This is a genomic window from Pseudomonas hormoni (assembly GCF_018502625.1).
Taxonomy (GTDB): Bacteria; Pseudomonadota; Gammaproteobacteria; order Pseudomonadales; family Pseudomonadaceae; genus Aquipseudomonas; species Aquipseudomonas hormoni.
In genome coordinates, this window is record NZ_CP075566.1 from 1,094,377 (window position 1) to 1,116,872 (window position 22,496).

At 58.9% G+C, this 22,496-nt stretch carries 23 protein-coding genes; 15 read left to right on the plus strand and 8 right to left on the minus strand.

The window, feature by feature from the left end:
* Positions 1-107 precede the first annotated feature (107 nt).
* From lpdA to KJF94_RS05105, 6 genes are all read left to right on the plus strand, one after another.
* The gene (gene lpdA, locus KJF94_RS05080; RefSeq protein ID WP_214381629.1) at positions 108-1,544 is read left to right on the plus strand and encodes a dihydrolipoyl dehydrogenase; all 1,437 of its coding nucleotides are present in this window, start codon (positions 108-110) and stop codon (positions 1,542-1,544) included.
* Between the two features lie 196 nt (positions 1,545-1,740).
* Entirely contained in the window at positions 1,741-2,907 is a 1,167-nt protein-coding gene (gene sucC / locus KJF94_RS05085; protein WP_007898980.1) for an ADP-forming succinate--CoA ligase subunit beta, read from the plus strand.
* Positions 2,907-3,788, plus strand: a complete 882-nt coding sequence (sucD, locus tag KJF94_RS05090; RefSeq protein WP_214381631.1) for a succinate--CoA ligase subunit alpha — start codon at positions 2,907-2,909, stop codon at positions 3,786-3,788. The genes sucC and sucD overlap by 1 nt, the downstream gene beginning before the upstream one ends.
* 464 nt (positions 3,789-4,252) lie before the next feature.
* Positions 4,253-5,566: a branched-chain amino acid transport system II carrier protein gene (brnQ, locus tag KJF94_RS05095; RefSeq protein ID WP_214381633.1), complete on the plus strand. Its 1,314-nt coding sequence runs from the start codon at positions 4,253-4,255 to the stop codon at positions 5,564-5,566.
* Positions 5,567-5,854: 288 nt separating this feature from the next.
* The gene (locus KJF94_RS05100; protein WP_214381635.1) at positions 5,855-6,592 is read left to right on the plus strand and encodes a DUF599 domain-containing protein; all 738 of its coding nucleotides are present in this window, start codon (positions 5,855-5,857) and stop codon (positions 6,590-6,592) included.
* Positions 6,592-6,993, plus strand: coding sequence for an MAPEG family protein (locus KJF94_RS05105; RefSeq protein WP_214381637.1), 402 nt, complete (start codon positions 6,592-6,594; stop codon positions 6,991-6,993). Before KJF94_RS05100 ends, KJF94_RS05105 begins: the two co-directional genes overlap by 1 nt.
* 67 nt (positions 6,994-7,060) lie before the next feature.
* Here KJF94_RS05105 and KJF94_RS05110 read toward each other — a convergent pair whose 3' ends face one another.
* Positions 7,061-7,294 (minus strand): hypothetical protein, encoded by a 234-nt coding sequence (locus KJF94_RS05110; protein ID WP_064679026.1) that lies wholly within the window; start codon positions 7,292-7,294, stop codon positions 7,061-7,063.
* A 159-nt stretch (positions 7,295-7,453) separates the two neighbouring features.
* On the opposite strand from KJF94_RS05110, the gene KJF94_RS05115 reads away from it, so the two are divergent.
* The 3 genes from KJF94_RS05115 (at position 7,454) to htpG (ending at position 10,365) form a co-directional block, all read left to right on the plus strand.
* Positions 7,454-7,930: a PaaI family thioesterase gene (locus KJF94_RS05115; protein WP_214381639.1), complete on the plus strand. Its 477-nt coding sequence runs from the start codon at positions 7,454-7,456 to the stop codon at positions 7,928-7,930.
* Entirely contained in the window at positions 7,927-8,379 is a 453-nt protein-coding gene (locus tag KJF94_RS05120) for a PaaI family thioesterase (RefSeq protein ID WP_214381641.1), read from the plus strand. The genes KJF94_RS05115 and KJF94_RS05120 overlap by 4 nt, the downstream gene beginning before the upstream one ends.
* Positions 8,380-8,460: 81 nt before the next feature.
* The gene (htpG, locus tag KJF94_RS05125) at positions 8,461-10,365 is read left to right on the plus strand and encodes a molecular chaperone HtpG (RefSeq protein ID WP_214381643.1); all 1,905 of its coding nucleotides are present in this window, start codon (positions 8,461-8,463) and stop codon (positions 10,363-10,365) included.
* 192 nt (positions 10,366-10,557) lie between these two features.
* Here the strand turns inward: htpG and KJF94_RS05130 are convergent, their stop codons facing one another.
* From KJF94_RS05130 to purM, 5 genes are all read right to left on the minus strand, one after another.
* Complete coding sequence (locus tag KJF94_RS05130) at positions 10,558-11,418, minus strand: pirin family protein (protein ID WP_214381645.1); 861 nt, start codon at positions 11,416-11,418, stop codon at positions 10,558-10,560.
* A 61-nt stretch (positions 11,419-11,479) separates the two neighbouring features.
* On the minus strand, positions 11,480-11,896 hold the full coding sequence (locus tag KJF94_RS05135; RefSeq protein ID WP_214381647.1) for an OsmC family protein: 417 nt from the start codon (positions 11,894-11,896) through the stop codon (positions 11,480-11,482).
* Between the two features lie 276 nt (positions 11,897-12,172).
* A complete protein-coding gene (locus KJF94_RS05140; protein ID WP_214381649.1) occupies positions 12,173-12,886 on the minus strand; it encodes a DUF3108 domain-containing protein in 714 nt (237 codons plus the stop codon).
* Between the two features lie 8 nt (positions 12,887-12,894).
* A complete protein-coding gene (gene purN / locus KJF94_RS05145; RefSeq protein WP_214381651.1) occupies positions 12,895-13,545 on the minus strand; it encodes a phosphoribosylglycinamide formyltransferase in 651 nt (216 codons plus the stop codon).
* Positions 13,545-14,603, minus strand: coding sequence for a phosphoribosylformylglycinamidine cyclo-ligase (gene purM, locus KJF94_RS05150; RefSeq protein ID WP_008013877.1), 1,059 nt, complete (start codon positions 14,601-14,603; stop codon positions 13,545-13,547). The genes purN and purM overlap by 1 nt, the downstream gene beginning before the upstream one ends.
* Before the next feature lie 384 nt (positions 14,604-14,987).
* Between purM and KJF94_RS05155 the strand changes: the two genes are divergently transcribed.
* The 6 genes from KJF94_RS05155 to KJF94_RS05180 all read left to right on the plus strand — a co-directional run bounded on the left by KJF94_RS05155 (position 14,988) and on the right by KJF94_RS05180 (position 20,361).
* On the plus strand, positions 14,988-16,046 hold the full coding sequence (locus tag KJF94_RS05155) for a DUF8605 domain-containing protein (RefSeq protein WP_214381653.1): 1,059 nt from the start codon (positions 14,988-14,990) through the stop codon (positions 16,044-16,046).
* A gap of 38 nt (positions 16,047-16,084) precedes the next feature.
* Complete coding sequence (locus KJF94_RS05160) at positions 16,085-17,158, plus strand: AI-2E family transporter (RefSeq protein ID WP_214381655.1); 1,074 nt, start codon at positions 16,085-16,087, stop codon at positions 17,156-17,158.
* Between the two features lie 230 nt (positions 17,159-17,388).
* On the plus strand, positions 17,389-18,093 hold the full coding sequence (hda, locus tag KJF94_RS05165; protein ID WP_214381657.1) for a DnaA regulatory inactivator Hda: 705 nt from the start codon (positions 17,389-17,391) through the stop codon (positions 18,091-18,093).
* 213 nt (positions 18,094-18,306) lie between these two features.
* Positions 18,307-18,933, plus strand: coding sequence for a C40 family peptidase (locus tag KJF94_RS05170; RefSeq protein ID WP_017337261.1), 627 nt, complete (start codon positions 18,307-18,309; stop codon positions 18,931-18,933).
* A 222-nt stretch (positions 18,934-19,155) separates the two neighbouring features.
* On the plus strand, positions 19,156-19,692 hold the full coding sequence (locus tag KJF94_RS05175) for a C40 family peptidase (RefSeq protein ID WP_214381659.1): 537 nt from the start codon (positions 19,156-19,158) through the stop codon (positions 19,690-19,692).
* A gap of 15 nt (positions 19,693-19,707) precedes the next feature.
* Positions 19,708-20,361 (plus strand): O-methyltransferase, encoded by a 654-nt coding sequence (locus KJF94_RS05180; RefSeq protein ID WP_214381660.1) that lies wholly within the window; start codon positions 19,708-19,710, stop codon positions 20,359-20,361.
* Between the two features lie 109 nt (positions 20,362-20,470).
* On the opposite strand, the gene KJF94_RS05185 is transcribed toward KJF94_RS05180, so the two are convergent.
* Positions 20,471-21,784 (minus strand): PQQ-dependent sugar dehydrogenase, encoded by a 1,314-nt coding sequence (locus KJF94_RS05185; RefSeq protein WP_214381662.1) that lies wholly within the window; start codon positions 21,782-21,784, stop codon positions 20,471-20,473.
* A 68-nt stretch (positions 21,785-21,852) separates the two neighbouring features.
* A complete protein-coding gene (locus tag KJF94_RS05190) occupies positions 21,853-22,437 on the minus strand; it encodes a hypothetical protein (protein WP_214381664.1) in 585 nt (194 codons plus the stop codon).
* Positions 22,438-22,496 lie beyond the last annotated feature (59 nt).

The window sequence follows — 22,496 nt, forward strand, 5'->3', positions numbered from 1 at the left end:
CGTTGCACGGGCCGCTGCTTGACGGGCGGCCCATCTGTAATGACCAGCTTCGTCCCACGACAGTCCCCAAAAGGGACTGTCCGGTTTGATTCGAGAAGGAATGACACATGACTCAGAAATTCGACGTGGTAGTGATTGGCGCGGGCCCTGGCGGCTACGTGGCTGCCATTAAAGCAGCGCAACTGGGCCTCACCACTGCCTGCATCGAGAAATACACCGACAAGGAAGGCAAACTGGCCCTCGGCGGTACTTGCCTGAACGTCGGTTGCATTCCATCCAAGGCGCTGCTGGACAGCTCCTGGAAATACAAGGAAGCCAAAGAAGGCTTTGCGATCCACGGTATCAATCACGCTGGCGTGACCATGGACGTGGCGGCAATGGTTGGCCGTAAAGCCAACATCGTCAAAGGCCTGACCTCTGGCGTTGCCACCCTGTTCAAGGCGAACGGCGTCACTTCCCTGCAAGGCCACGGCAAACTGCTGGCCGGCAAGAAAGTTGAACTGACCAAGCCAGACGGCACCGTTGAAATCATCGAAGCCGAGAACGTGATCCTGGCTTCGGGCTCCCGTCCGATCGACATTCCACCGGCTCCGGTTGACCAGAACGTGATCGTCGATTCGACGGGCGCGCTGGAATTCCAAACCGTACCAAAACGTCTGGGCGTCATCGGCGCCGGCGTGATCGGTCTGGAACTGGGTTCGGTCTGGTCGCGTCTGGGTGCTGAAGTCGTTGTTCTGGAAGCGCTGGAGAAGTTCCTGCCAGCCGCTGACGACGCGGTTTCCAAGGAAGCCTTCAAAACCCTGACCAAACAAGGTCTGGACATCAAGCTGGGCGCTCGTGTTACCGGTTCCAAAGTGAACGGCGACGAAGTCGTTGTGAACTACACCGATGCCAACGGCGAACAGAACATCACTTTCGACAAACTAATCGTTGCCGTTGGTCGCCGTCCAGTGACCACCGAACTGTTGGCTGCCGACAGCGGTGTGACCATCGACGAGCGCGGTTTCGTATTCGTTGACGACCAGTGCGCCACCAGCGTACCGGGCGTTTACGCGATCGGTGACGTGGTTCGCGGCATGATGCTGGCGCACAAGGCGTCCGAAGAAGGCATCATGGTGGTTGAGCGCATCAAGGGCCACAAAGCCCAAATCAACTATGACCTGATCCCGTCTGTTATTTATACTCACCCGGAAATCGCGTGGGTCGGCAAAACCGAGCAGGCCTTGAAGGCTGAAGGCGTTGAAGTTAACGTTGGCACCTTCCCGTTCGCAGCCAGTGGCCGTGCCATGGCAGCCAACGACACCGGCGGTTTCGTGAAAGTCATTGCCGATGCCAAGACTGACCGCGTATTGGGCGTCCACGTGATTGGCCCGAGCGCCGCAGAACTGGTTCAGCAGGGCGCGATCGGCATGGAATTCGGCACCAGCGCTGAAGACCTGGGCATGATGGTTTTCTCCCATCCGACCCTGTCTGAAGCCTTGCACGAAGCAGCTCTGGCAGTGAATGGCGGCGCCATTCACATCGCCAACCGCAAGAAGCGTTAAGACAATAAGAAACCACGGCGGTATGGCCCGTCGTGAGCCTTGCATGCAAGACTCACCGCGGAATATCCGCTGGACGCAGTCTTGCGTAGCTGCACCGGTTGTCCGGAAAGGCTACGCAAGCAGCAGTCACAGGTGGTGCGGCACTTGAACAAGTGCAGCACCGAATGCGCAGTACCTAACGAAGACGGTAATAAGCATGAATCTTCACGAGTATCAGGGTAAGCAGCTGTTCGCTGAGTACGGCCTGCCAGTTTCCACCGGTTATGCGGTAGACACCCCGGAAGCAGCAGCAGAAGCTTGCGACAAAATCGGCGGCACCGAGTGGGTCGTCAAAGCCCAGGTCCACGCTGGTGGTCGCGGTAAAGCGGGCGGCGTAAAGCTGGTTCGCAGCAAAGAAGACGCCAAGGCATTCGCACAACAGTGGCTGGGCAAGCGTCTGGTGACTTACCAGACTGATGCCAATGGTCAGCCAGTCACCAAGATCCTGGTTGAATCGTGCACTGATATCGCTAAAGAGCTGTACCTGGGCGCTGTCGTTGACCGTTCGAGCCGTCGCATCGTGTTCATGGCTTCCACCGAAGGTGGCGTGGACATCGAGAAAATCGCTCACGACACCCCTGAGAAAATCCTCAAGGCCACTATCGATCCACTGGTTGGCGCTCAGCCATTCCAGGGTCGCGAGCTGGCATTCCAGCTGGGTCTGGAAGGCAAGCAGGTTGCTCAGTTCGCCAAGATCTTCGTAGGTCTGGCCAAGCTGTTCAAGGATCACGACCTGGCTCTGCTGGAAGTGAACCCGCTGGTGATCAAGGCTGACGGCGATCTGCATTGCCTCGACGCCAAGATCAACATCGACGCCAACGCCATGTACCGTCAGCCTAAGCTGAAGACTTTCCACGATCCGTCGCAAGACGATCCGCGCGAAGCGCACGCTGCCAAGTTCGAACTGAACTACGTAGCGCTGGAAGGCAACATCGGTTGCATGGTCAACGGTGCTGGCCTGGCCATGGGTACCATGGACATCGTCAACCTGCATGGCGGCAAACCAGCCAACTTCCTCGACGTGGGCGGCGGTGCTACCAAAGAACGCGTTACCGAAGCGTTCAAGATCATCCTGTCCGACACTAACGTCGCTGCAGTACTGGTCAACATCTTCGGCGGCATCGTTCGTTGCGACATGATTGCCGAAGGCATCATCGGCGCTGTGAAAGAAGTCGGCGTGAAAATCCCGGTTGTTGTTCGCCTTGAAGGCAACAACGCTGAGCTGGGCGCTAAAGTACTGGCAGAAAGCGGTTTGAACATCATCGCTGCTACCAGCCTGACCGACGCTGCTCAACAAGTCGTTAAAGCTGCGGAGGGCAAATAATGAGCGTCCTGATCAATAAAGACACCAAAGTTATCTGCCAGGGTATTACCGGTTCGCAAGGTAGTTTCCACACCCAGCAAGCCATCGAGTACGGCACCAAGATGGTTGGTGGTGTAACTCCAGGCAAAGGCGGCACCGAGCACCTGGGTCTGCCAGTGTTCAACACCGTGAAAGACGCTGTAGCTGCCACTGGCGCCACCGCCAGCGTGATCTACGTTCCAGCTCCTTTCTGCAAGGACTCCATCCTGGAAGCAGCATTCGGCGGCATCAAGCTGATCGTTTGCATCACTGAAGGCATTCCTACCCTGGACATGCTGGATGCCAAGGTCAAGTGCGACGAGCTGGGTATCACCCTGATCGGCCCTAACTGCCCAGGCGTGATCACTCCAGGCGAATGCAAGATCGGCATCATGCCAGGTCACATTCACTTGCCAGGCAAGGTCGGTATCGTTTCCCGTTCCGGCACCCTGACCTACGAAGCTGTCAAGCAGACCACTGACGCCGGTTTCGGTCAGTCGACTTGCGTCGGCATCGGCGGTGACCCGATCCCGGGTTCGAACTTCATCGACATCCTGAAGCTGTTCCAGGAAGACCCGAAGACCGAAGCGATCGTCATGATCGGCGAGATCGGCGGTTCGGCTGAAGAAGAAGCGGCTGCTTACATCAAGGCACACGTGACCAAGCCGGTTGTTTCCTACATCGCTGGTGTGACTGCTCCTCCGGGCAAGCGCATGGGCCATGCTGGCGCAATCATCTCTGGCGGCAAGGGCACTGCAGACGAGAAGTTCGCTGCCCTGGAAGACGCAGGCGTTAAAACCGTGCGTTCGCTGGCAGACATCGGCAAGGCTTTGTCCGAGCTGACCGGTTGGGCTGTCAAGTAAGCCTCGCGCTTAGCTGACGCTTCACCAGACAAAGGCCACCTTCGGGTGGCCTTTGTCGTTTCCGGAATTCGAGATCTCCACAGGGCTTTTTGTGGCGAGGGAGCTTGCTCCCGTTCGGCTGCGCAGCAGACGCAAAACGAACAAGCACAAACTGCCTTATGTAATACAAGTGCAGGTTTTGGGGGCGCTTCGCACCCCAGCTGGAGCAAGCTCCCTCGCCACAGGGTTCGATGTCGGAAATTTAGATATGTAAACGCGACACGGAAATGTCGCAGATCGGAATGTTCGCCCTCTAACAGTGCGTTTGTCGCGCAAATTCGTTAGGCTAGCCGCCATTTTTGCGTCCGCGACCCACAAGGTTGCTTCGCGCTAAAGGGTCGATCCTATGCGGACCGACAGCATTTCCCTCACCCATAAGGGAAATCCCTCTCTAAATTCCGATTCAGTAGTGTGGTATTTCCTTAATGAAAGTGTTGAAAGGCCAGGACATCCTGGCACTTGGTTTTATGACGTTTGCCCTGTTCGTCGGGGCTGGCAACATCATCTTCCCGCCTATCGTCGGTTTGCAGTCGGGGCCTCATGTCTGGATGGCGGCGCTGGGCTTTCTGATCACCGCGGTCGGTCTGCCGGTGATCACCGTGGTGGCCCTGGCCAAGGTCGGCGGCGCAATGGATGCCTTGAGCAGTCCGATCGGCAAAGTCGCGGGTGGTTTGCTGGCCGCTGCGTGCTACCTCGCCGTTGGCCCGCTGTTCGCGACGCCGCGCACCGCGACCGTATCGTTCGAAGTGGGCCTGGCGCCGCTGACCGGCGAAAGCCCGCTGGCGCTGTTCCTCTATAGCTCGGTGTACTTCCTGCTGGTGTTCTTCATCTCGCTCTACCCGGGCCGTTTGCTGGATACCGTCGGACGGTTTCTCGCGCCGCTGAAGATCATCGCCCTGGCCGCTCTCGGCATCGCCGCGTTCGCGCTGCCGGCCGGTGATATCGGCGTGGCGACGCCTGAGTATGTCGCAGCACCGTTCTCCCAGGGCTTCATCAATGGTTACCTGACCATGGATACCCTCGGTGCGCTGGTGTTCGGCATTGTCATCGTCAACGCCATCCGCTCCCGTGGTGTCGAGTCGCCGGTGTTGATCACTCGCTATGCGATCATTGCCGGGTTGATTGCGGGTGTTGGCCTGGCGCTGGTGTATGTCAGCCTGTTCCGCCTCGGTTCGGGCAGCCATGAAGTGGCTGCCGGCGCGACCAACGGCGCGGCGGTATTGCACGCTTACGTTCAACACACCTTTGGATCGTTGGGCAGCGGTTTCCTTGCGGTGCTGATCTCGTTGGCCTGCCTGGTCACAGCGGTCGGTCTGACCTGCGCCTGCGCCGAATACTTCAGCCGTGTACTGCCACTGTCCTACAAGACGTTGGTCATTATCCTGGCCGTGTTTTCCCTGTTTGTGTCCAACCTGGGCCTCACCAAGCTGATCGCGTTCTCGATCCCGGTACTCACCGCGATCTACCCGCCGTGCATCGCGCTGGTCGCCCTGAGCTTCTGTAAGGACTTCTGGCATGAGCAGGGCCGCATCGTCGGTCCGGTGATGCTGGTGTCGTTCATCTTCGGCCTGATCGACGCGCTCAAGGGGGCGGGTCTGGCGGAGTGGATGCCGGCGCAACTGGCTCACCTGCCGCTGAGCGAGCAAGGTCTGGCGTGGCTGGTGCCTTCGGTCATGACGCTGGTGGTTGCAGTGGTTTGTGACCGCCTGCTGGGCAAGCGCGAAGAAGCGTTGGCTTAAGTCGCTTCAAACCCGTCAAAAGCGGGTCTTGAGCTACAACAGAAATGCCCCGTATCAATCGATACGGGGCATTTTTTATGCGCGTGATGCAGTGTCTTTTTCCTTGAGCTAACGTCGAACCACTACAATCCCCCCCTGTGGGAGCGAGCCTGTGTGGCGAGGGAGCTTGCTCCCGCTGGGTCGCGAAGCGGCCCCAAAAGCTTTGCGACTGCTTCGCAGCCGAGCGGGAGCAAGCTCCCTTGCCACACAGGGTTTCGGATCCTCCGCAAACACATCACAAGGACCTGCATGTCGTTCATCCACGCCAACCTGATCCACATTCTCGCCGCCGTCTGGTTTGCCATCTGCTGGGGTGGCTACACCCGTTATGCAACGTGGAAGGGCCGCGACACCGCGTGCCTGGCCAGTGTGCTTCACCTGTACCGCGAAGACTGGATGCGCCGCATGCTGCTGCGCGACAACCGCATCGCCGACGCCAGTGTGGTCGGCAACCTTGAGCGCAACGCTTCGTTCTTCGCCTCGAGCACGCTGATTATCCTGGCCGGCATTCTCACGGTGCTGGGGGCGTCAGAAAGAGCCGTGTCTTTGCTGGCGGATATCCCGATGGTGCAGCAGGCCTCCCAGGGGATGTCCGAGATCAAGTTGCTGTGCCTGGCGCTGGTGTTTGTGTATGCGTTCTTTACGTTCAGCTGGTGCATGCGCCAATACAACTTCGCGGCCATTCTGATCGGTTCGGCACCCATGGTCGGCGAGCGCCATGTCTCGGAGCAGGAGCGAAAAGCCTTTGCGGCCCGGGCGGCGCGGGTCATCTCAATGGCCGCCAACCAGTTCAACTTTGGCCTGCGCTCCTACTACTTCGGCATGACCATGCTGGCCTGGTTTGTCAGCCCCTGGTTGTTCATGTTGATGAGTGCCGGCGTGGTGTTGGTGCTCTATCGCCGGGAGTTTCATTCCGACGTTCTCGACGTGATGGTCTATACCCCTACAGAGGCGCCCTTGCCTGAAGCGATCAAAGAGGCTGCTTGATGAGTATTCCGTTCTGGTGTGTGTTTATCAGCGCCTTGCTGATTTACGTGGCCCGCATGCCGGTGGCCAAGGCCATGAAAGAGCAGGGCGGTTACAACAACCATCTGCCACGCCAGCAGCAGGCACAACTCACCGGTTTCGGTGCCCGAGCGGTGGCGGCCCATCAGAACTGCTTCGAAGCCTTCATATTGTTCGCGGTGGGGGTGTTGATGGCGCACACCACACAGACGGCGGGATGGCTGATTGATTCGCTGGCAATCATCTTCGTGATTACGCGCATCATTTACTTATTGTGTTATTGGGGCGATCTCGCCTGGCAACGAAGTCTGGTGTGGTTTGTCGGATTAGTGTGTTCGTTGCTGTTGATGATTAGTCCGACTTTTAGAACTATTTTGCTCTAACGTGGAAAATGACAAGCAAAAGAAAACCCGCTCTTGGCGGGTTTTCTTTATCACGCTAAAAACTGTTTTAGTTTTTAGGTGCTTCTTTTGCAGCGGCTTCGTTCGATTCAGCCTGAGCTTTGGCAGCTTCGGCGTTTTCTTTCGCTGCGTCGTTCACTTTATCCTGAGCTTTGTTCATGTCTTGCTGAGCCTGTTCAGCATGTTGGTTGGCATCTTGAGCTTTGTCCTCGGATTTTTTATCGCAGGCAGCGAGACCGAGGGAAGCGGTCAACATCAAGGCAATAGCTAAAGTCTTACGCATGGGGTGTTTCTCCTTGGGAAAAATATCTACTTGGCCTTTCGAGCACAGCCAACAGGGTTAAGTTCCTCAATTCGTTCAGATATATAAGATTATTCCCACGGGAACTTTTACCGAACACGCCTAGTGCGATGTCGGAATACTAAGAAGAGTTTTTATCAAATGGCCGAAAACCCCGTTTTTGAGCGCGCGACGCGATTTCTATCGGCATTGCGCCACTGTCAGGTACTCGGGCTGCGAGTTCACAGCGCCAGCAGTGACGGACTCACCGTGATTCTGCCGTACAGCCCGCAAATCATTGGTAACCCGCAAACTGGCGTGATCCACGGCGGTGCGCTGACTACCTTGATGGACACCGCGTGTGGCATGTCCACCCTTTGCGTATTGCCCGAGTTCGAAGTTTGCCCGACCCTCGACCTGCGCATCGACTACATGCACGCAGCCGAACCGCACAAGGATGTGTATGGCTTTGCCCAATGCTATCGGGTCACCACGGACGTGATCTTCGCCCGTGGTTTTGCCTATAAGGACGATCCCGAACAGCCCATCGCCCACGTCGTGGGCACGTTCATGCGCATGGGCAAGGGCGTCAAAGGCACCAAAGGGTTTGGTGGCGTCATCGCCGGAGGGGCGAAATGACCGACAATTTCAAGGAACAACTGCAAAAGGCCCATGAGCAGGGCGACTACGCCGCGCTGCTGCACCTGATTCCCTACGCCAAACTGATCGGTGTCGAATGCTCGCGGGTCGGCGATGACCTGTTGTTTCGCCTCCCGGCGAACAAGGACAATATTGGTAACCCTTTATTGCCGGCGATTCATGGCGGCGTGATTGCCGGGTTCATGGAGCTGTCCGCCGCCTTGCACTTGCTGATTCTCACCGGTTCGCCGGGCGTGCCGAAGATTATCGACTTTTCCCTCGACTACCTGCGCGCGGGGCAGTTTCGCGACACCTGGGCCAGATGTCAGGTGTGCCGTCAGGGGCGGCGTGTCGCAAACGTGGCAGTAACCGCCTGGCAAAGCACCGAAGCCGAGCCCATTGCCACCGCCCGTGCCCACTTCAAAATCGATGAGCCCTTGAAATCCTGATCCGAGCCCCCAACTTTGATGACAACCCGCCGCCGACCCTCAAGGTCGCGGCCACTGCCATCTGATTGGAGTTTGATGACCATGAGTGTGGAAACTCAAAAGGAAACCCTGGGCTTCCAGACCGAGGTGAAGCAACTGCTGCACCTCATGATCCATTCGTTGTATTCCAACAAGGAAATCTTCCTTCGCGAATTGATCTCGAACGCCTCTGACGCTGTCGACAAATTACGTTTCGAAGCCCTGTCCAAGCCTGAGTTGCTGGAAGGTGGCGCCGAACTGAAAATCCGTGTGAGCTTCGACAAGGACGCTAAAACCGTCACCCTCGAAGACAACGGTATCGGCATGAGCCGTGAAGACGCGATTACCCACCTGGGCACCATCGCCAAATCCGGCACCGCTGATTTCATGAAACACCTGTCTGGCGATCAGAAAAAAGATTCGCACCTGATCGGTCAATTTGGCGTGGGTTTCTACTCCGCATTCATCGTCGCCGACAAAGTCGACGTGTTCAGCCGTCGGGCCGGTGCTGCCGCCAGCGAAGGCGTGCATTGGTCGTCCAAGGGCGAAGGCGATTTTGAAGTGGCCACCGTCGAGAAAGCCGAGCGCGGCACTCGCATCGTGCTGCACCTGAAGTCCGGTGAAGACGAGTTCGCCGACGGCTGGCGCCTGCGCAACATCATCAAGAAGTACTCCGACCACATTGCTTTGCCGATCGAGTTGCCGAAAGAAGTGGCAGCTGCTGACGGCGAAGAGACACCTGCTGTTGAATGGGAAACCGTCAACCGCGCCAGCGCCCTGTGGACCCGTCCTCGCACCGAGATCAAGGACGAGGAATACCAGGAGTTCTACAAACACATCGCTCATGACTTCGAAAACCCGCTGAGCTGGAGCCACAACAAGGTCGAAGGCAAGCTCGAGTACAGCTCGCTGCTTTATGTTCCGACCCGTGCTCCGTTCGACCTGTACCAGCGTGAAGCGCCGAAAGGCCTGAAGCTCTACGTGCAGCGCGTGTTCGTGATGGATCAGGCCGAGTCGTTCCTGCCGCTGTACCTGCGCTTCATCAAAGGCGTGGTCGATTCCAATGACCTGTCGCTGAACGTGTCGCGGGAAATCCTGCAGAAAGACCCGATCATCGATTCCATGAAGTCGGCGCTGACCAAGCGCGTGCTGGACATGCTGGAAAAACTGGCGAAGAACGAGCCTGAGCAATACAAGGGTTTCTGGAAAAACTTCGGTCAGGTCATGAAAGAAGGCCCGGCAGAAGACTTCGCCAACAAAGAGAAAATCGCTGGCCTGCTGCGTTTTGCGTCCACTCAGGGCGAAGAAGGCGAGCAAGTCGTGGGTCTGGCCGAGTATCTGGCTCGCGCCAAGGAAGGTCAGGACAAGATTTACTACCTGACCGGCGAAACCTACGCGCAAGTCAAAAACAGCCCGCACCTGGAAGTCTTCCGCAAGAAAGGCATCGAAGTGCTGCTGTTGACCGACCGCATCGACGAGTGGCTGATGAGCTACCTCAGCGACTTCGACGGCAAGAGCTTCGTCGACGTGGCGCGCGGTGACCTGGACCTGGGCAACCTGGACTCGGAAGAGGACAAGAAAGCCGCGGAAGAAGTCGCCAAGTCCAAAGAAGGTCTGGTCGAGCGTCTGAAAACCGCGCTGGGCGACTCCGTTGCCGAAGTGCGTGTTTCCCACCGTCTGACCGACTCCCCGGCGATTCTGGCCATCGGCGAGCAGGACCTGGGCATGCAGATGCGTCAGATCCTCGAAGCCAGCGGTCAGAAGGTGCCGGATTCGAAGCCGATCTTCGAGTTCAACCCGGCTCACCCGCTGATCGAGAAACTCGACAGCGAGCAAAGCGAAGAGCGCTTCGGCGACCTGTCGCACATCCTCTTCGATCAGGCGGCCCTCGCGGCCGGCGACAGCTTGAAAGACCCGGCCGCGTATGTGCGCCGCCTCAACAAGCTGCTGGTTGAACTGTCGGTTTAACGGCGTTGTACAAAAAACCCGCTTCGGCGGGTTTTTTTATGCTTGGACTTTTAGTTGGCGGTGGCAGGCAGGGCCCCTTCGCGGGCAAGCCCGCTCCCACAAGGTTTGGTGGTGTTCCTCATTTTGGGCAACACCGCTGACCCTGTGGGAGCGGGCTTGCCCGCGAAGGCGGTATAACTTACAGCGAATAGCCTAAGGCAGTTCGATCCGCTCAACTTCCCCCGGCACCGTCGGCCAATCCCCAGCCGCCCAGCGCCGGCGTGCTTCATCGATAGCCGCCGGATCGCTCGCCACAAAATTCCAGTTGATCCTTCGCGGCCCATCCAGCGGCGCGCCACCAAACAACACCGCATGACTGTCGCTCTCGGCGAACAACGTCATCTCTTCCCCCGCAGGCAGCACCACCAGCGAATGCGGTTCTATCAGCTCGCCATCGAGCTGCACCTCGCCGCTCAACACATACAGCGCCCGTTCTTCATGCTCGGTGGGAATCAGCAGCGTGGTCGCTGTCTGTAGGATCAGTTCCGCGTACAGCGTAGGAGAAAGCACCGGCACCGGCGATTCCAGACAAAAGCCTGACCCGGCGATCATCCGGATCTTTACCCCAAGATTATCGCTGACCGGCAGTGTGGCCGCCGGATGGTGACTGTAGTGCCCCGGACCCTGTTCATGTTCCTTCGGCGATGCCAGCCATATCTGCAAGCCGTGCATCGTGAATCCGCTGTCCTTCAATGCCTCGGGCGTCCGCTCGACGTGGGCAATCGCGCTGCCGGCGGTCATCCAGCTGACGTCACCGGCCTCTACCACCTGATCGGAACCGAGGCTGTCCTTGTGCTGGATTTTTCCTTCGAACAAGTAGGTGAGGGTCGACAGACCGATGTGCGGATGCTGACGGATGTTCATGCCTTTGCCCGCCGGATAACGGGTCTCCAGCATGTGGTCGAAAAACACAAAAGGCCCGACGCTGCGGCATTTGGCTGACGGCAGGGGACGAAGAATCGGCTGGCCTTCGACATCTTCGGCGCGGGGGCGGATCACGAGGGGAGTGTTCATGGTGCATTCCAGGCTGAGCGGGTGACGCGTGGAGCATAACCCGCTTGCCCGGCCCTTGCCGCTATTGGCTGAACGCGCCTTCGGAGAGATGGGTTTCGATGCTGACTTCAGTGGTGGTCATCAGCTTGTGCACCGGGCAACGGTCGGCCACGCGATGCAGTTCGTCGCGCTGGGCATCGGTAAGCACACCCTTGAGCGTCAGTTTGACGTGCAGGGCGTATTTGCCTTTCTGCTCTTCACTGTTGTCGCGTTTGACCTCCACGCCAACACCCGTCAGCGGAATGTCTTTTTTCTTCGCATACATCTTCAGGGTCAGGGCCTTGCACGCGCCGAGCGCTGCATCGAAGTAATCATGTGGCTCGGGTGCCGAGCCATCACCGCCGACGGAGGTCGGTACGTCGGCAAAGAGTTCGTGGTCATCGATTTGTACGCTGTGACGAAAACCTTCGGCGGAAACGGTATTGACGGTGACTGTCATGGGAAACCTCAGCAGTAGGAAGAGTCATTCGATCAAAAAAGACGTTGAAGTTATAGAGCATTCCTTCTGTTTCGCGTTCCACTTTTCTTGTTGAAGTAATCGCAATCCCTGTGGCGAGGGAGCTTGCTCCCGCTGGGCCGCGAAGCGGCCCCCCTTCCTTCCAAAAAGAAGGGGACTGCTGCGCAGCCCAGCGGGAGCAAGCTCCCTCGCCACAAGTTCCTATGCGTCAGACGAAAAAAAGCCCCGCATTAGCGGGGCTTCTTGTTTCGATCCGGATCAGCTGCCTTTGACAGCCTTGCCGTTGACCTTACCGTCCAGGAGCATGATGTTGTACTCCTTGCCGTCGGTTTCGACCTGTTGCAGGCGGATCAGCAGGTAATCCCAGTCCTTGGCGAACCACAGCACGGTGATGCGCTTGCTTTGTGTCGGGTCGCGCACGCGCTCGACCTTGATCGCGTCGATCTGGCCAGCCTTGGTGTCGACTTTTTCCGAACCCAGCACGCGGAAGTCATAGGTATCGACTTCACCATCATCGACCACCTGGTAGCTCATGCTTTTCTTGCCGGCGGCCACGTCGTGTTGCAGGGCCAGCTGATAGGTGGATTTGTCGACCATGCCGCGGTTGAGCGGGATCTTGACCGCGTCGCCGCGATCGGTGCCGGTGACCATTTTGGCGGTCCAGTCGAAATCCAGGTCAGCCTTTTTGGCTTTGCCCAGGCCACCGCGTTCAAAGTGGTAGGACTGTGGCAGCAGGGTGTCCTTGTCCAGGGTCAGGGTGCTTTCTTCGGTCAGGCTGGCGATCATCATCGAGGCCTTGAAGCTGAGCTTCCAGACGCCGTTGGCTTCCTTGGTCAGGCTGCGCTCGGCAGTGCCGCTCATTGGAAGCTGCTTCCAGTCGGCGGTGTAGCTGGCGGAGAAGGGTTGAAGTTCTGTTGCCTGCGCGAAAGGCAGGGCAAGCAGAGCGCAAGCGAAGAGCAGGGCGCGACGCATAAAATCTCCTAGGTTCGAATCAAGTGGCCGCTGGCCGCGAGTAACTTGCCATCCAGTAAAGCACCTTGTTGACCAAGTGATAAACGGCCTTCGGCAAACCAGCGTACGGCCATCGGGTAGATCAGGTGTTCCTGGGTGTGAACTCGCTGCGCCAGACTCTGCGGCGAATCGTGCAACTCTACCGGTATTACTGCCTGTACGACCAGTGGTCCGCCATCGAGTTCCTCGGTGACAAAGTGCACGGAACAGCCGTGTTCAGTGTCGCCGGCCTCCAGCGCGCGCTGATGCGTGTGTAACCCTTTGTATTTGGGTAGCAGCGAGGGATGGATGTTAAGCAGGCGACCCGCGTAGTGGCGCACGAAGTCAGCGCTGAGAATGCGCATGAAACCGGCCAGGACCACGAGTTTGGGATTGAAGGCGTCGATCAGTTCGATCAGCGCGGCATCGAAGGCTTCGCGGCCTTCGAACGCCTTGTGATCCAGGGAGCGGGTGTCGATACCCGCATCCCTGGCGCGTTGCAGGCCGTAGGCGTCGGCGCGGTTGGAAATCACCGCGGCGATGCGGACCGGGCTGTCGCCGGTCCGCGTGCTGTCGATCAGGGCCTGCAAGTTACTGCCGGTGCCGGACAACAGCACCACCACATCACAGGTCTGAGACATCAATGAGCCTTGAGGTTCTTCAGTTCAACCTGGGCCGCGCCTTCGGCAGCGGTAGCGATCTGGCCGATGACCCAAGGCTGCTCGCCGGCTTCACGCAGCACGTTCAGCGCGGTTTCAACGTGCTCTTGAGCCACGCAGATGACCATGCCGACGCCGCAGTTCAGTACGCGGTGCATTTCGTTTTCGTCGACGTTGCCTTTCTCTTGCAGCCAGTCAAACACGGCAGGGCGAGTCCAGCTTGCAACATCAACCACCGCTTGAGCGCCTTTAGGCAGCACGCGCGGGATGTTGTCCAGCAGGCCGCCACCGGTGATGTGGGCCATGGCTTTGACTGCGCCGGTTTCCTTGATCAGCTTCAACAGCGGCTTCACGTAGATGCGGGTCGGGGCCATCAGCAGGTCGGTCAGCGGTTTGCCGTCGAGCTGGATGTTTTCGATGTCGGCACCGGACACTTCGATGATCTTGCGGATCAGCGAGTAGCCGTTGGAGTGCGGGCCGGAAGACGGCAGGGCGAGTAGGGCATCGCCGGCAGCGACTTTCGAACCGTCGATGATTTCGGATTTTTCCACGACGCCGACGCAGAAGCCGGCCAGGTCGTAGTCTTCGCCTTCGTACATGCCCGGCATTTCAGCGGTTTCGCCGCCAACCAGGGAGCAGCCGGACAGTTCGCAGCCTGCGCCGATGCCGGTCACGACCTGGGTCGCGGTTTCGACGTTCAGTTTGCCGGTGGCGTAGTAGTCGAGGAAGAACAGCGGCTCGGCGCCGCAGACCACCAGGTCGTTCACGCACATGGCGACGAGGTCGATGCCGATGCTGTCGTGCTTGTTCAGGTTCAGCGCCAGACGCAGCTTGGTGCCGACGCCGTCAGTGCCGGAAACCAGCACAGGCTGCTTGTAGCCGGCCGGGATCTCGCAGAGGGCGCCAAAACCGCCCAGGCCGCCCATGACTTCCGGGCGCGCAGTGCGCTTGGCGACGCTCTTGATGCGTTCGACCAATGCTTCACCGGCGTCGATGTCTACACCGGCGTCCTTGTAGCTCAGGGAGGGTTGCTTGCTCATGATCCAGGCCTTTAGGGGGGATTCAGGGGTAACGACCGAGTCCAGTGGGACCGCCGAAACAAACGAAGGGCATGTGCCTTGCGCGAATTTCAGGGTGCCCGGCTGTTGCCGGTCTGCGAAGGCGCGCGATTTTATCAGGCTTGAGGGGCAGCGGCCATCCTCAGGCCGACAGCAGGGGCATATCGATACAAAAAAACCGTTATTGCCCGTGTTGGTCGCCTCCCGCTTGGCTGTATAAGGTATCGCGATTAACCGTCTATCGTTATGGCAGTGCGAAAAACTTAACCGGGACGTGTGAATGTTTTGCGTCGGGTGATGGTCACAGCCTTGCTCGATTGTCTTCATGCGGTCAGTTCCAGCCGCTCTTGTCGTCAGGAATCTTCCATGCGTTTTTTTAGATCATTGTTTGTGGGTTGTTTGTCTCTGGTCAGCCTGGCGAGCCATGCCGAAACCGTCAAAAGCCTTTATCAGGTGCGCGAGCCTGTCACCAGTCAGGCGCCAGAAGAGCGCGATCAAGCCACTCAGCGTGCGCTCGACACGCTGGTGTTGCGCCTGACCGGCGATCCCAAGGCCGTGCAAAGTCCGGGGTTGGCGGCCATTCGCAAGGATCCGCAGCAGATCATCAGCCAGTACGGTTTCGATGCCGGTCCGCCAGAAGTGCTGAAAGTCGATTTCGACCCCGCCAGCACCGAGCAGGCGTTACGCCGTGCCGGGCTGTCGTTGTGGGGCGCGAACCGGCCATCGATTCTGACGTGGTGGCTGAGCGACTCAACCGAAGGTTCGAGTTTGGTCGGTGACGGTCAGGCCAGTGCTGCGCCGTTACGTCGCGCGGCACAACACCGTGGTCTGCCGCTGCGTCTGCCGCTGGCGGACCTGAGCGAGCAACTGGTCGCCACGGCACCGAATCTTGAAGGCACCGATGCGGCACCTTTGCGCGGCGCATCGGATCGTTACAACGCTGACGCACTGCTGGCCGTGCATGCCCGTGAAGAAGGTGGCCAGTGGCAGGCCAAATGGCATTTGTGGCTCGACGATCAGAAGGAAGCAGGCAGCGTGCAGGGCGCGGATCAGGCCGCCGTGGCCGACGCGGTGATGCTGGCGGTCAGTCAGCGCCTGGCGCCACGCTTTGTGGTCAAGCCCGGGGTTTCGGGCGAGCAGTTGCTGGAAGTGCAGGGCATGAATCTGGAGCGCTACGCGACGCTGGGGCGTTTGCTGGAGCCGTTTGGCGCGCGCCTGCAAAGTGTTGACGCTGACCGGATTCTGTACCGGGTCAATGGCAGTGCCGAGCAGTTGCGGTCACAGTTGTCGCTGGCGAAGTTGCAAGAAATTCCGGCAGGTGAGGCCCCGGCACCGACCGTGCCTGTTCAGCCGGTGGCGGAGGGCTCGGCGCCTGCTGTCGCGCCAACGCCTGCACCGGTGCCGCAGCTGCGTTACCGTTGGTAAGGTTTTCTTTCTTTATATAGATACAAATGGAGTGGTACATGGCCGATACGCGGCGTTGGTTCTGGTTGGGTGGGGTGGTTCTGCTCTGCGCGTTTATCTGGCTGTTGCATCCGATTCTGACGCCGTTTCTGGTGGCGCTGTTGTTGGCGTATCTGTTCGACCCGCTGGTCGATCGGCTGGAAAAGGCCGGCCTGTCCCGGACCTGGGGCGTAGTGGCGGTGTTCGCGCTGTTCACCTTGATCTTCACCACGTTGTTGCTGGTGCTGGTGCCAATGCTCGCCAAGCAGTTGTTTCGCTTGTATGAACTGGCGCCGCAGATGCTCGACTGGTTGCAGCACACCGCATTGCCGTGGGCGCAGTCAAAGTTCGGGCTGTCGGACAATTTCTGGAAGTTCGACAAGCTCAAAGCGACGATCAGCGAACACATGGGCCAGACCACCGACATTGTCGGCGTGGTGCTGAGTCAGGCGACCGCATCCGGCCTTGCATTGATCGGTTGGCTGGCCAATCTGGTGCTGATCCCGGTCGTGAGCTTTTATCTGTTGCGGGACTGGGACCTGATGATGGCCAAGATCCGCAGCCTGCTGCCTCGTGACCGTGAAGAGCGCGTGGTTATCCTGGCGGACGAATGCCATGAAGTGCTCGGCGCGTTCGTGCGCGGGCAGTTGCTGGTGATGGTGGCGCTGGGTGTGATCTATTCGGCGGGCCTGATGCTGGTCGGGCTCGAGCTGGGGTTGCTGATCGGGATGATCGCCGGCCTGGCGGCGATTGTGCCGTACATGGGGTTTGTCATTGGGATTGGCGCGGCGCTGATTGCCGGCCTGTTCCAGTTCGGTGGCGACTTGTACCCCATGGTTGGCATCGTCGCGGTATTCATGGTTGGCCAGGCGCTTGAGGGCATGGTACTGACGCCGTTGCTGGTGGGCGACCGGATCGGTCTGCACCCAGTGGCGGTGATCTTTGCGATTCTGGCCGGCGGTGAGCTGTTCGGTTTTACCGGCGTGCTGCTGGCGCTCCCGGTGGCGGCGGTGATCATGGTGCTGGTGCGGCATGTGCATGATTTGTATAAAGATTCGGATATGTACGGTGGCGTCGACGAACCTGAGCTCTAGGGGGCGCCGATGACGCGTTGCGGACGGCCTGGTTCAGTGCCAGGCTGGCCCGTGTCCCATGGGCGGCTGTCACATGCGCCGCCAAAGAAACGCTCATGAAACCGGTGCGATAACGCAAACCTTTGATTTTGCTTATGGTCTGTCGCATTGTGCGGTCAGCTTCACGGGTATAAACTTCGCAAACTTTACACAGAGGCCACTAACGGTTCCTTTGGAACTGTTCAGTCAGCATGAAACCGATTCAGCTGCCCCTAGGTGTGCGTCTGCGTGATGACGCTACCTTTATCAATTACTACCCAGGCGCCAATGCCGCTGCACTCGGCTATGTCGAGCGGCTGTGCGAAGCCGACGCCGGCTGGACCGAAAGCCTGATTTATCTCTGGGGCAAGCACGGGGTAGGGCGCACGCATCTGTTGCAGGCAGCCTGCTTGCGCTTCGAACAGATGGGTGAGCCGGCGGTGTATCTGCCACTGGCCGAGTTGATGGATCGCGGCATCGAAATTCTCGACAACCTCGAACAGTACGAACTGGTCTGCCTGGATGATCTGCAGGCGATTGCCGGCAAGGCGGACTGGGAAGAGGCGTTGTTCCATCTGTTCAACCGCCTGCGTGACAGCGGTCGGCGCCTGCTGATTGCAGCATCGACGTCCCCGCGTGAATTGCCGGTGAAGCTGGCGGATCTGAAGTCCCGTCTCACGCTGGCGCTGATCTTCCAGATGCGACCGCTGTCCGACGAAGACAAATTGCGCGCCCTTCAATTGCGTGCGTCCCGTCGTGGATTGCACCTGACCGACGAAGTCGGGCATTTTATCCTGACCCGTGGCACTCGCAGTATGAGTGCGCTGTTCGAGCTGCTTGAGCGTCTCGATCAGGCCTCCCTTCAAGCTCAGCGCAAGCTGACCATCCCGTTTCTAAAAGAGACGCTGGGCTGGTAATACCCAAGTCCTACAAGGTTTTTGGCATATTTCAGGCGCCAAAAAGTTCGCTTTCCTACAGGGTGTAGGCCGCGCAAGCGTCTAAATGGGGCTTAAGCGCTTAGATGGAAACGCGAAACCGGAAAGTCACATAAAGTTCGATTGAATTTGCAAATGAGGATGATAGCGGGCATAGTCTCGGCTTCTTTACAACTATCAGCCACGGTCGTGCCCATGCTAAATCGCTTTGCACCCCTCGTGCCTCTCGCACTCGTTACCCTTTTGTTCGGTTGCGCTGCCCACTCTCCAGTGTCGGAGCAAGCGCCTCAACAGCAGGTTAAAAATTCAGTTACTGCGCAATCGTCTTCCGTTCTTTTCCAGGAAGAACTGGCCACCGATAAAGAACTGGCTGACTTCGCCGACGGCAAGTCGTACCAGCTTCCGGTTCTGGCCGACAGCATCCTCGAACGTGGCATGTCCCTGATCGGTACCCGTTACCGTTTTGGCGGCACCTCCGAGGCTGGCTTTGATTGCAGCGGCTTCATCGGTTATCTGTTCCGCGAAGAGGCCGGCATGAACCTGCCGCGCTCCACTCGCGAAATGATCAACGTGGACGCGCCATTGGTTGCTCGCAGTGCGCTCAAGCCGGGCGATCTGCTGTTCTTCGCCACCAACGGCCGTCGCGGTCGTGTCAGTCACGCGGGGATCTACCTCGGTGATAACCAGTTCATCCACTCCAGCAGCCGCAAAAGCGGTGGTGTCCGGGTCGATAGCCTGGGCGACAGCTACTGGAGCAAGACCTTCATCGAAGCCAAGCGCGCACTTGCGATGGCCCCGACCGTGGTCACGGCGCGCAAGTAATGCTTCAGCCTGTCGCCACCTCGGTGGCGACAAAAAGCCACTCTGCAACAGAGTAGGCGGACAACTTGTAAGGCGAACTTAAAGTCTTACTTGAAGTTTGGCCCATAGCCGCTAGAATCCTGATCTATTATTGATGGCAAACCGCCTGCGTCCTGCGCAGGCGGTTTTCTTTTCTGTCCTGTCGGCAGAAAAAAGCCGCAGCCAGATCAGGATGTTCTGCTTATGTCGATGTCGGCCCGCCTCGCACTCATGTTCTTCGCAGCGCTGCTCAGCGCCTGCGCCAGCCGCACACCGCCGCCTGCGCCGGTGGTTCGCGCGCCGATTGTTTTCGGTTCACCACAACCTTTTTCGCCTGAAGCAGAAGACGTGCTGTTTCGCGCGTTGGGCCTGGTGGGCACGCCTTATCGCTGGGGCGGCAACACACCGGACTCCGGGTTCGATTGCAGCGGCCTGATCGGTTATGTCTACCGTGACGTCGCCGGCATCTCTCTGCCGCGCACCACCCGCGAGATGATCAGCATGCAAGCGGCCAATGTCGGCAAGGAAGGCCTGCAAACGGGCGACCTGATTTTCTTCGCCACCAATGGCGGCTCTCAGGTCAGCCACGCCGGGATCTACGTCGGCGAAGGTCGCTTCGTCCATGCGCCGGCCACGGGCGGCACGGTGAAGCTCGACAGCTTGTCCAAAGCTTATTGGCAGAAAGCCTACCTCAGCGCCAAGCGTGTCCTGCAACCTGAGCATCTGGCGCGTAACCCTTAATTCGCAGAGGTCGTCATGACCGCTCGCACGCTCAATCTCGACAATTCCCTGTATCAATACCTGCTCGACGTTTCCCTGAGGGAAACGCCGCTGCTCAAACGCTTGCGCGATGAAACCCAGGCGCTGCCGATGGCGCGCTGGCAGATAGCGCCGGAGCAGGGACAGTTCCTCGCATTGCTGGTGAAGCTCTCCGGCGCCAAACGCTTGCTGGAAGTCGGCACCTTCACCGGTTACAGCGCGTTGTGCATGGCGGCGGCAATGCCGGATGACGGTTCACTGATCTGCTGCGACATTCCTGGTGACTACAACGCCACGGCGCGCCGTTACTGGCAGGAAGCGGGGCTTGCCAAGCGCATTGACCTGCGCCTGGCGCCTGCGCTGGAAACCCTGGCTCAGTTGGGTCAGCCCGAGCAATTCGATTTGATTTTCATTGATGCCGACAAGGCTAACTATCTGGCCTACCTGGAGCACGCGCTGCGTCTGCTGCGCGTCGGAGGCCTGGCGGTGTTCGATAACACGCTGTGGAGCGGGCGGGTGCTTGAGCAGAATCCCGAGAGTGAAGACACCCGAGCCATCCAGGCGCTTAATCTCGCCTTGAAGGATGACTCGCGTGTGGATCTGTCGCTGTTGCCGTTGGGCGATGGGCTCACGCTCTGCCGCAAGCGCTAAACGCAGCGAGACCGGCTTGCCGGCGATAGCGGTGCGCCAGGCAACATCAATGTTGGATGTGCTGACCCATCGCTAGCAGGCTAGCTCCCACAGGTCTTGTGTGTGGCAGTTACTTCGCCGCAGAAACCCGCCACACCTTGTTCCCCACATCATCCGCCACCAGCAAATCACCCTGCTGATCAATCACCACACCTACTGGCCGGCCCATGGCTTTTTCTTGGTCATTGAGGAACCCCGTGAGTACATCCACCGGTTGCCCGTTCGGCTTGCCGGCACTGAACGGCACGAAAATCACTTTGTAGCCACTGTGCGGCTTGCGGTTCCACGAGCCGTGCTGGCCGATGAAGGCGCCTTCCTTGAATTGCGCTGGCAGCGTGTTGCCTTCAGCAAACGTCAGGCCCAGCGACGCGGTGTGCGGCCCGACTGCATAGTCCGGCGCGATGGCCTTGGCGACCAGGTCCGGATTTTGCGGCTCGACACGAATGTCGACGTGCTGGCCGTAATAGCTGTAAGGCCAGCCGTAGAACCCGCCGTCCTTGACCGAAGTGATGTAGTCCGGCACCAGGTCGCTGCCGATTTCATCCCGCTCGTTGACGGCCGTCCACAGTGCGCCGCTTTGCGGCTCCCAGGCCAAACCATTTGGATTGCGAATCCCCGAGGCGAAGATCCGGTGATTGCCGGTGGCGCGATCCACTTCCCAGATCGCCGCGCGACCTTCTTCCTGATCCATGCCGTTTTCGGCGACGTTGCTGTTGGAGCCCACCGTAACGTACAGCTTGCTGCCGTCCTTGCTGGCGATGACGTTTTTGGTCCAATGGTGATTCAACGTACCGCCCGGCAGATCAACCACTTTGATTGGCGGCGACTTGATGGCCGTGTCGCCATTCTCATAGTGGAAGCGCAACAAGCGGTCGGTGTCGGCGACATACAGGTCATTACCGACCAGGGTCATGCCGAAGGGCGAGTTGAGGTTTTCGAGAAACACCGTGCGGGTTTCGGCAATGCCGTCGTGGTCCTTGTCCCGCAACAGCGTAATGCGGTTCGGGCTCGGCACGCCGGCACCCGCGCGGCCCATGACTTTCTTCATGACCCAGCCTTTAACGCCTTTGCCGTCATCAGGTTTAGGCGGCGCGTTGGTTTCGGCAACGAGCACGTCACCATTCGGCAGCACATACAGCCAGCGCGGGTGATCGAGGCCTTCGGCGAACGCCGCCACCTGAGTGCCCGCTGCGGCGGTGGGTTTCGCACCGTCCGGCCAGCCGATCGCTGGGGCGATGTTCATCGTCGGGATCAGGGTTTTGTTTGGTTCGGGCAGTTTGGGCGATGGGCCGGTGCCGTCGGAGACTTGCAGTCTGGAGGTTTCGCCGCAGGCGGCGAGCCCTCCGGCAAGGGCGATGACGAGAACGAGCGGGGGCTTGCGCATGCTGATCTTCCCTATAAATGCAGTGACCTGATTAATAGAGAAGCGCAAACCCGCGATGGTTCAACTGGTCAGCCGCGGGCTTCCTTGAACAGCACGGCGATGCCGGGGTGATAGTGGCCGGCTTCGTTGCGTAACTTGCGGTAGGCGTAGGGGAAATACCAGGCGACGGCGCAGGTGTGTTCCTTTTGCAGATCGTCAACCATGTCCTGGAGTTCTTCCGGGGTAGCGCCGTGCTGGGCTTTTTGCGGTGCAACGAACAGGCAGCCCAGTTTCAGGTCGCTGGCGTAGCTGATTCGCCTGGCGTCGCTGGTGATATCGGCCAGCGCTTGTGTCAGGTTCAGGCTGTTGACCCGTGGCCATCTCTGCGTGGCTTGAAGGTAGGCGCGCTCTTCGCGGGTGGCGATGAACAGGTCGGCGCGGGCGTTGCGTTCGCCTTCCTCGTTCTGTTTGCGGGTCGGTGTCTGTTGCAGCGTGACCATTTCCGCCATCCACGCCGCGGCGGAGAGCAAGCCGAGGTTGGCTTTTTCGTCGTACCAGTAAGGCGTATCGTTGTCGCCGCGCACGGCGTTGTAGCGGTCGATACAGTCAAACCAGCGTTCCAGCACCGGGCGCAGGAATTCCAGCTTCGGATTGCTGATGATCATGCCTTGCATGTGGCTCACCCTTATTATTGTGTTGTCAGGTTGTGGCGCTTTGATATCACTGCTGAGAG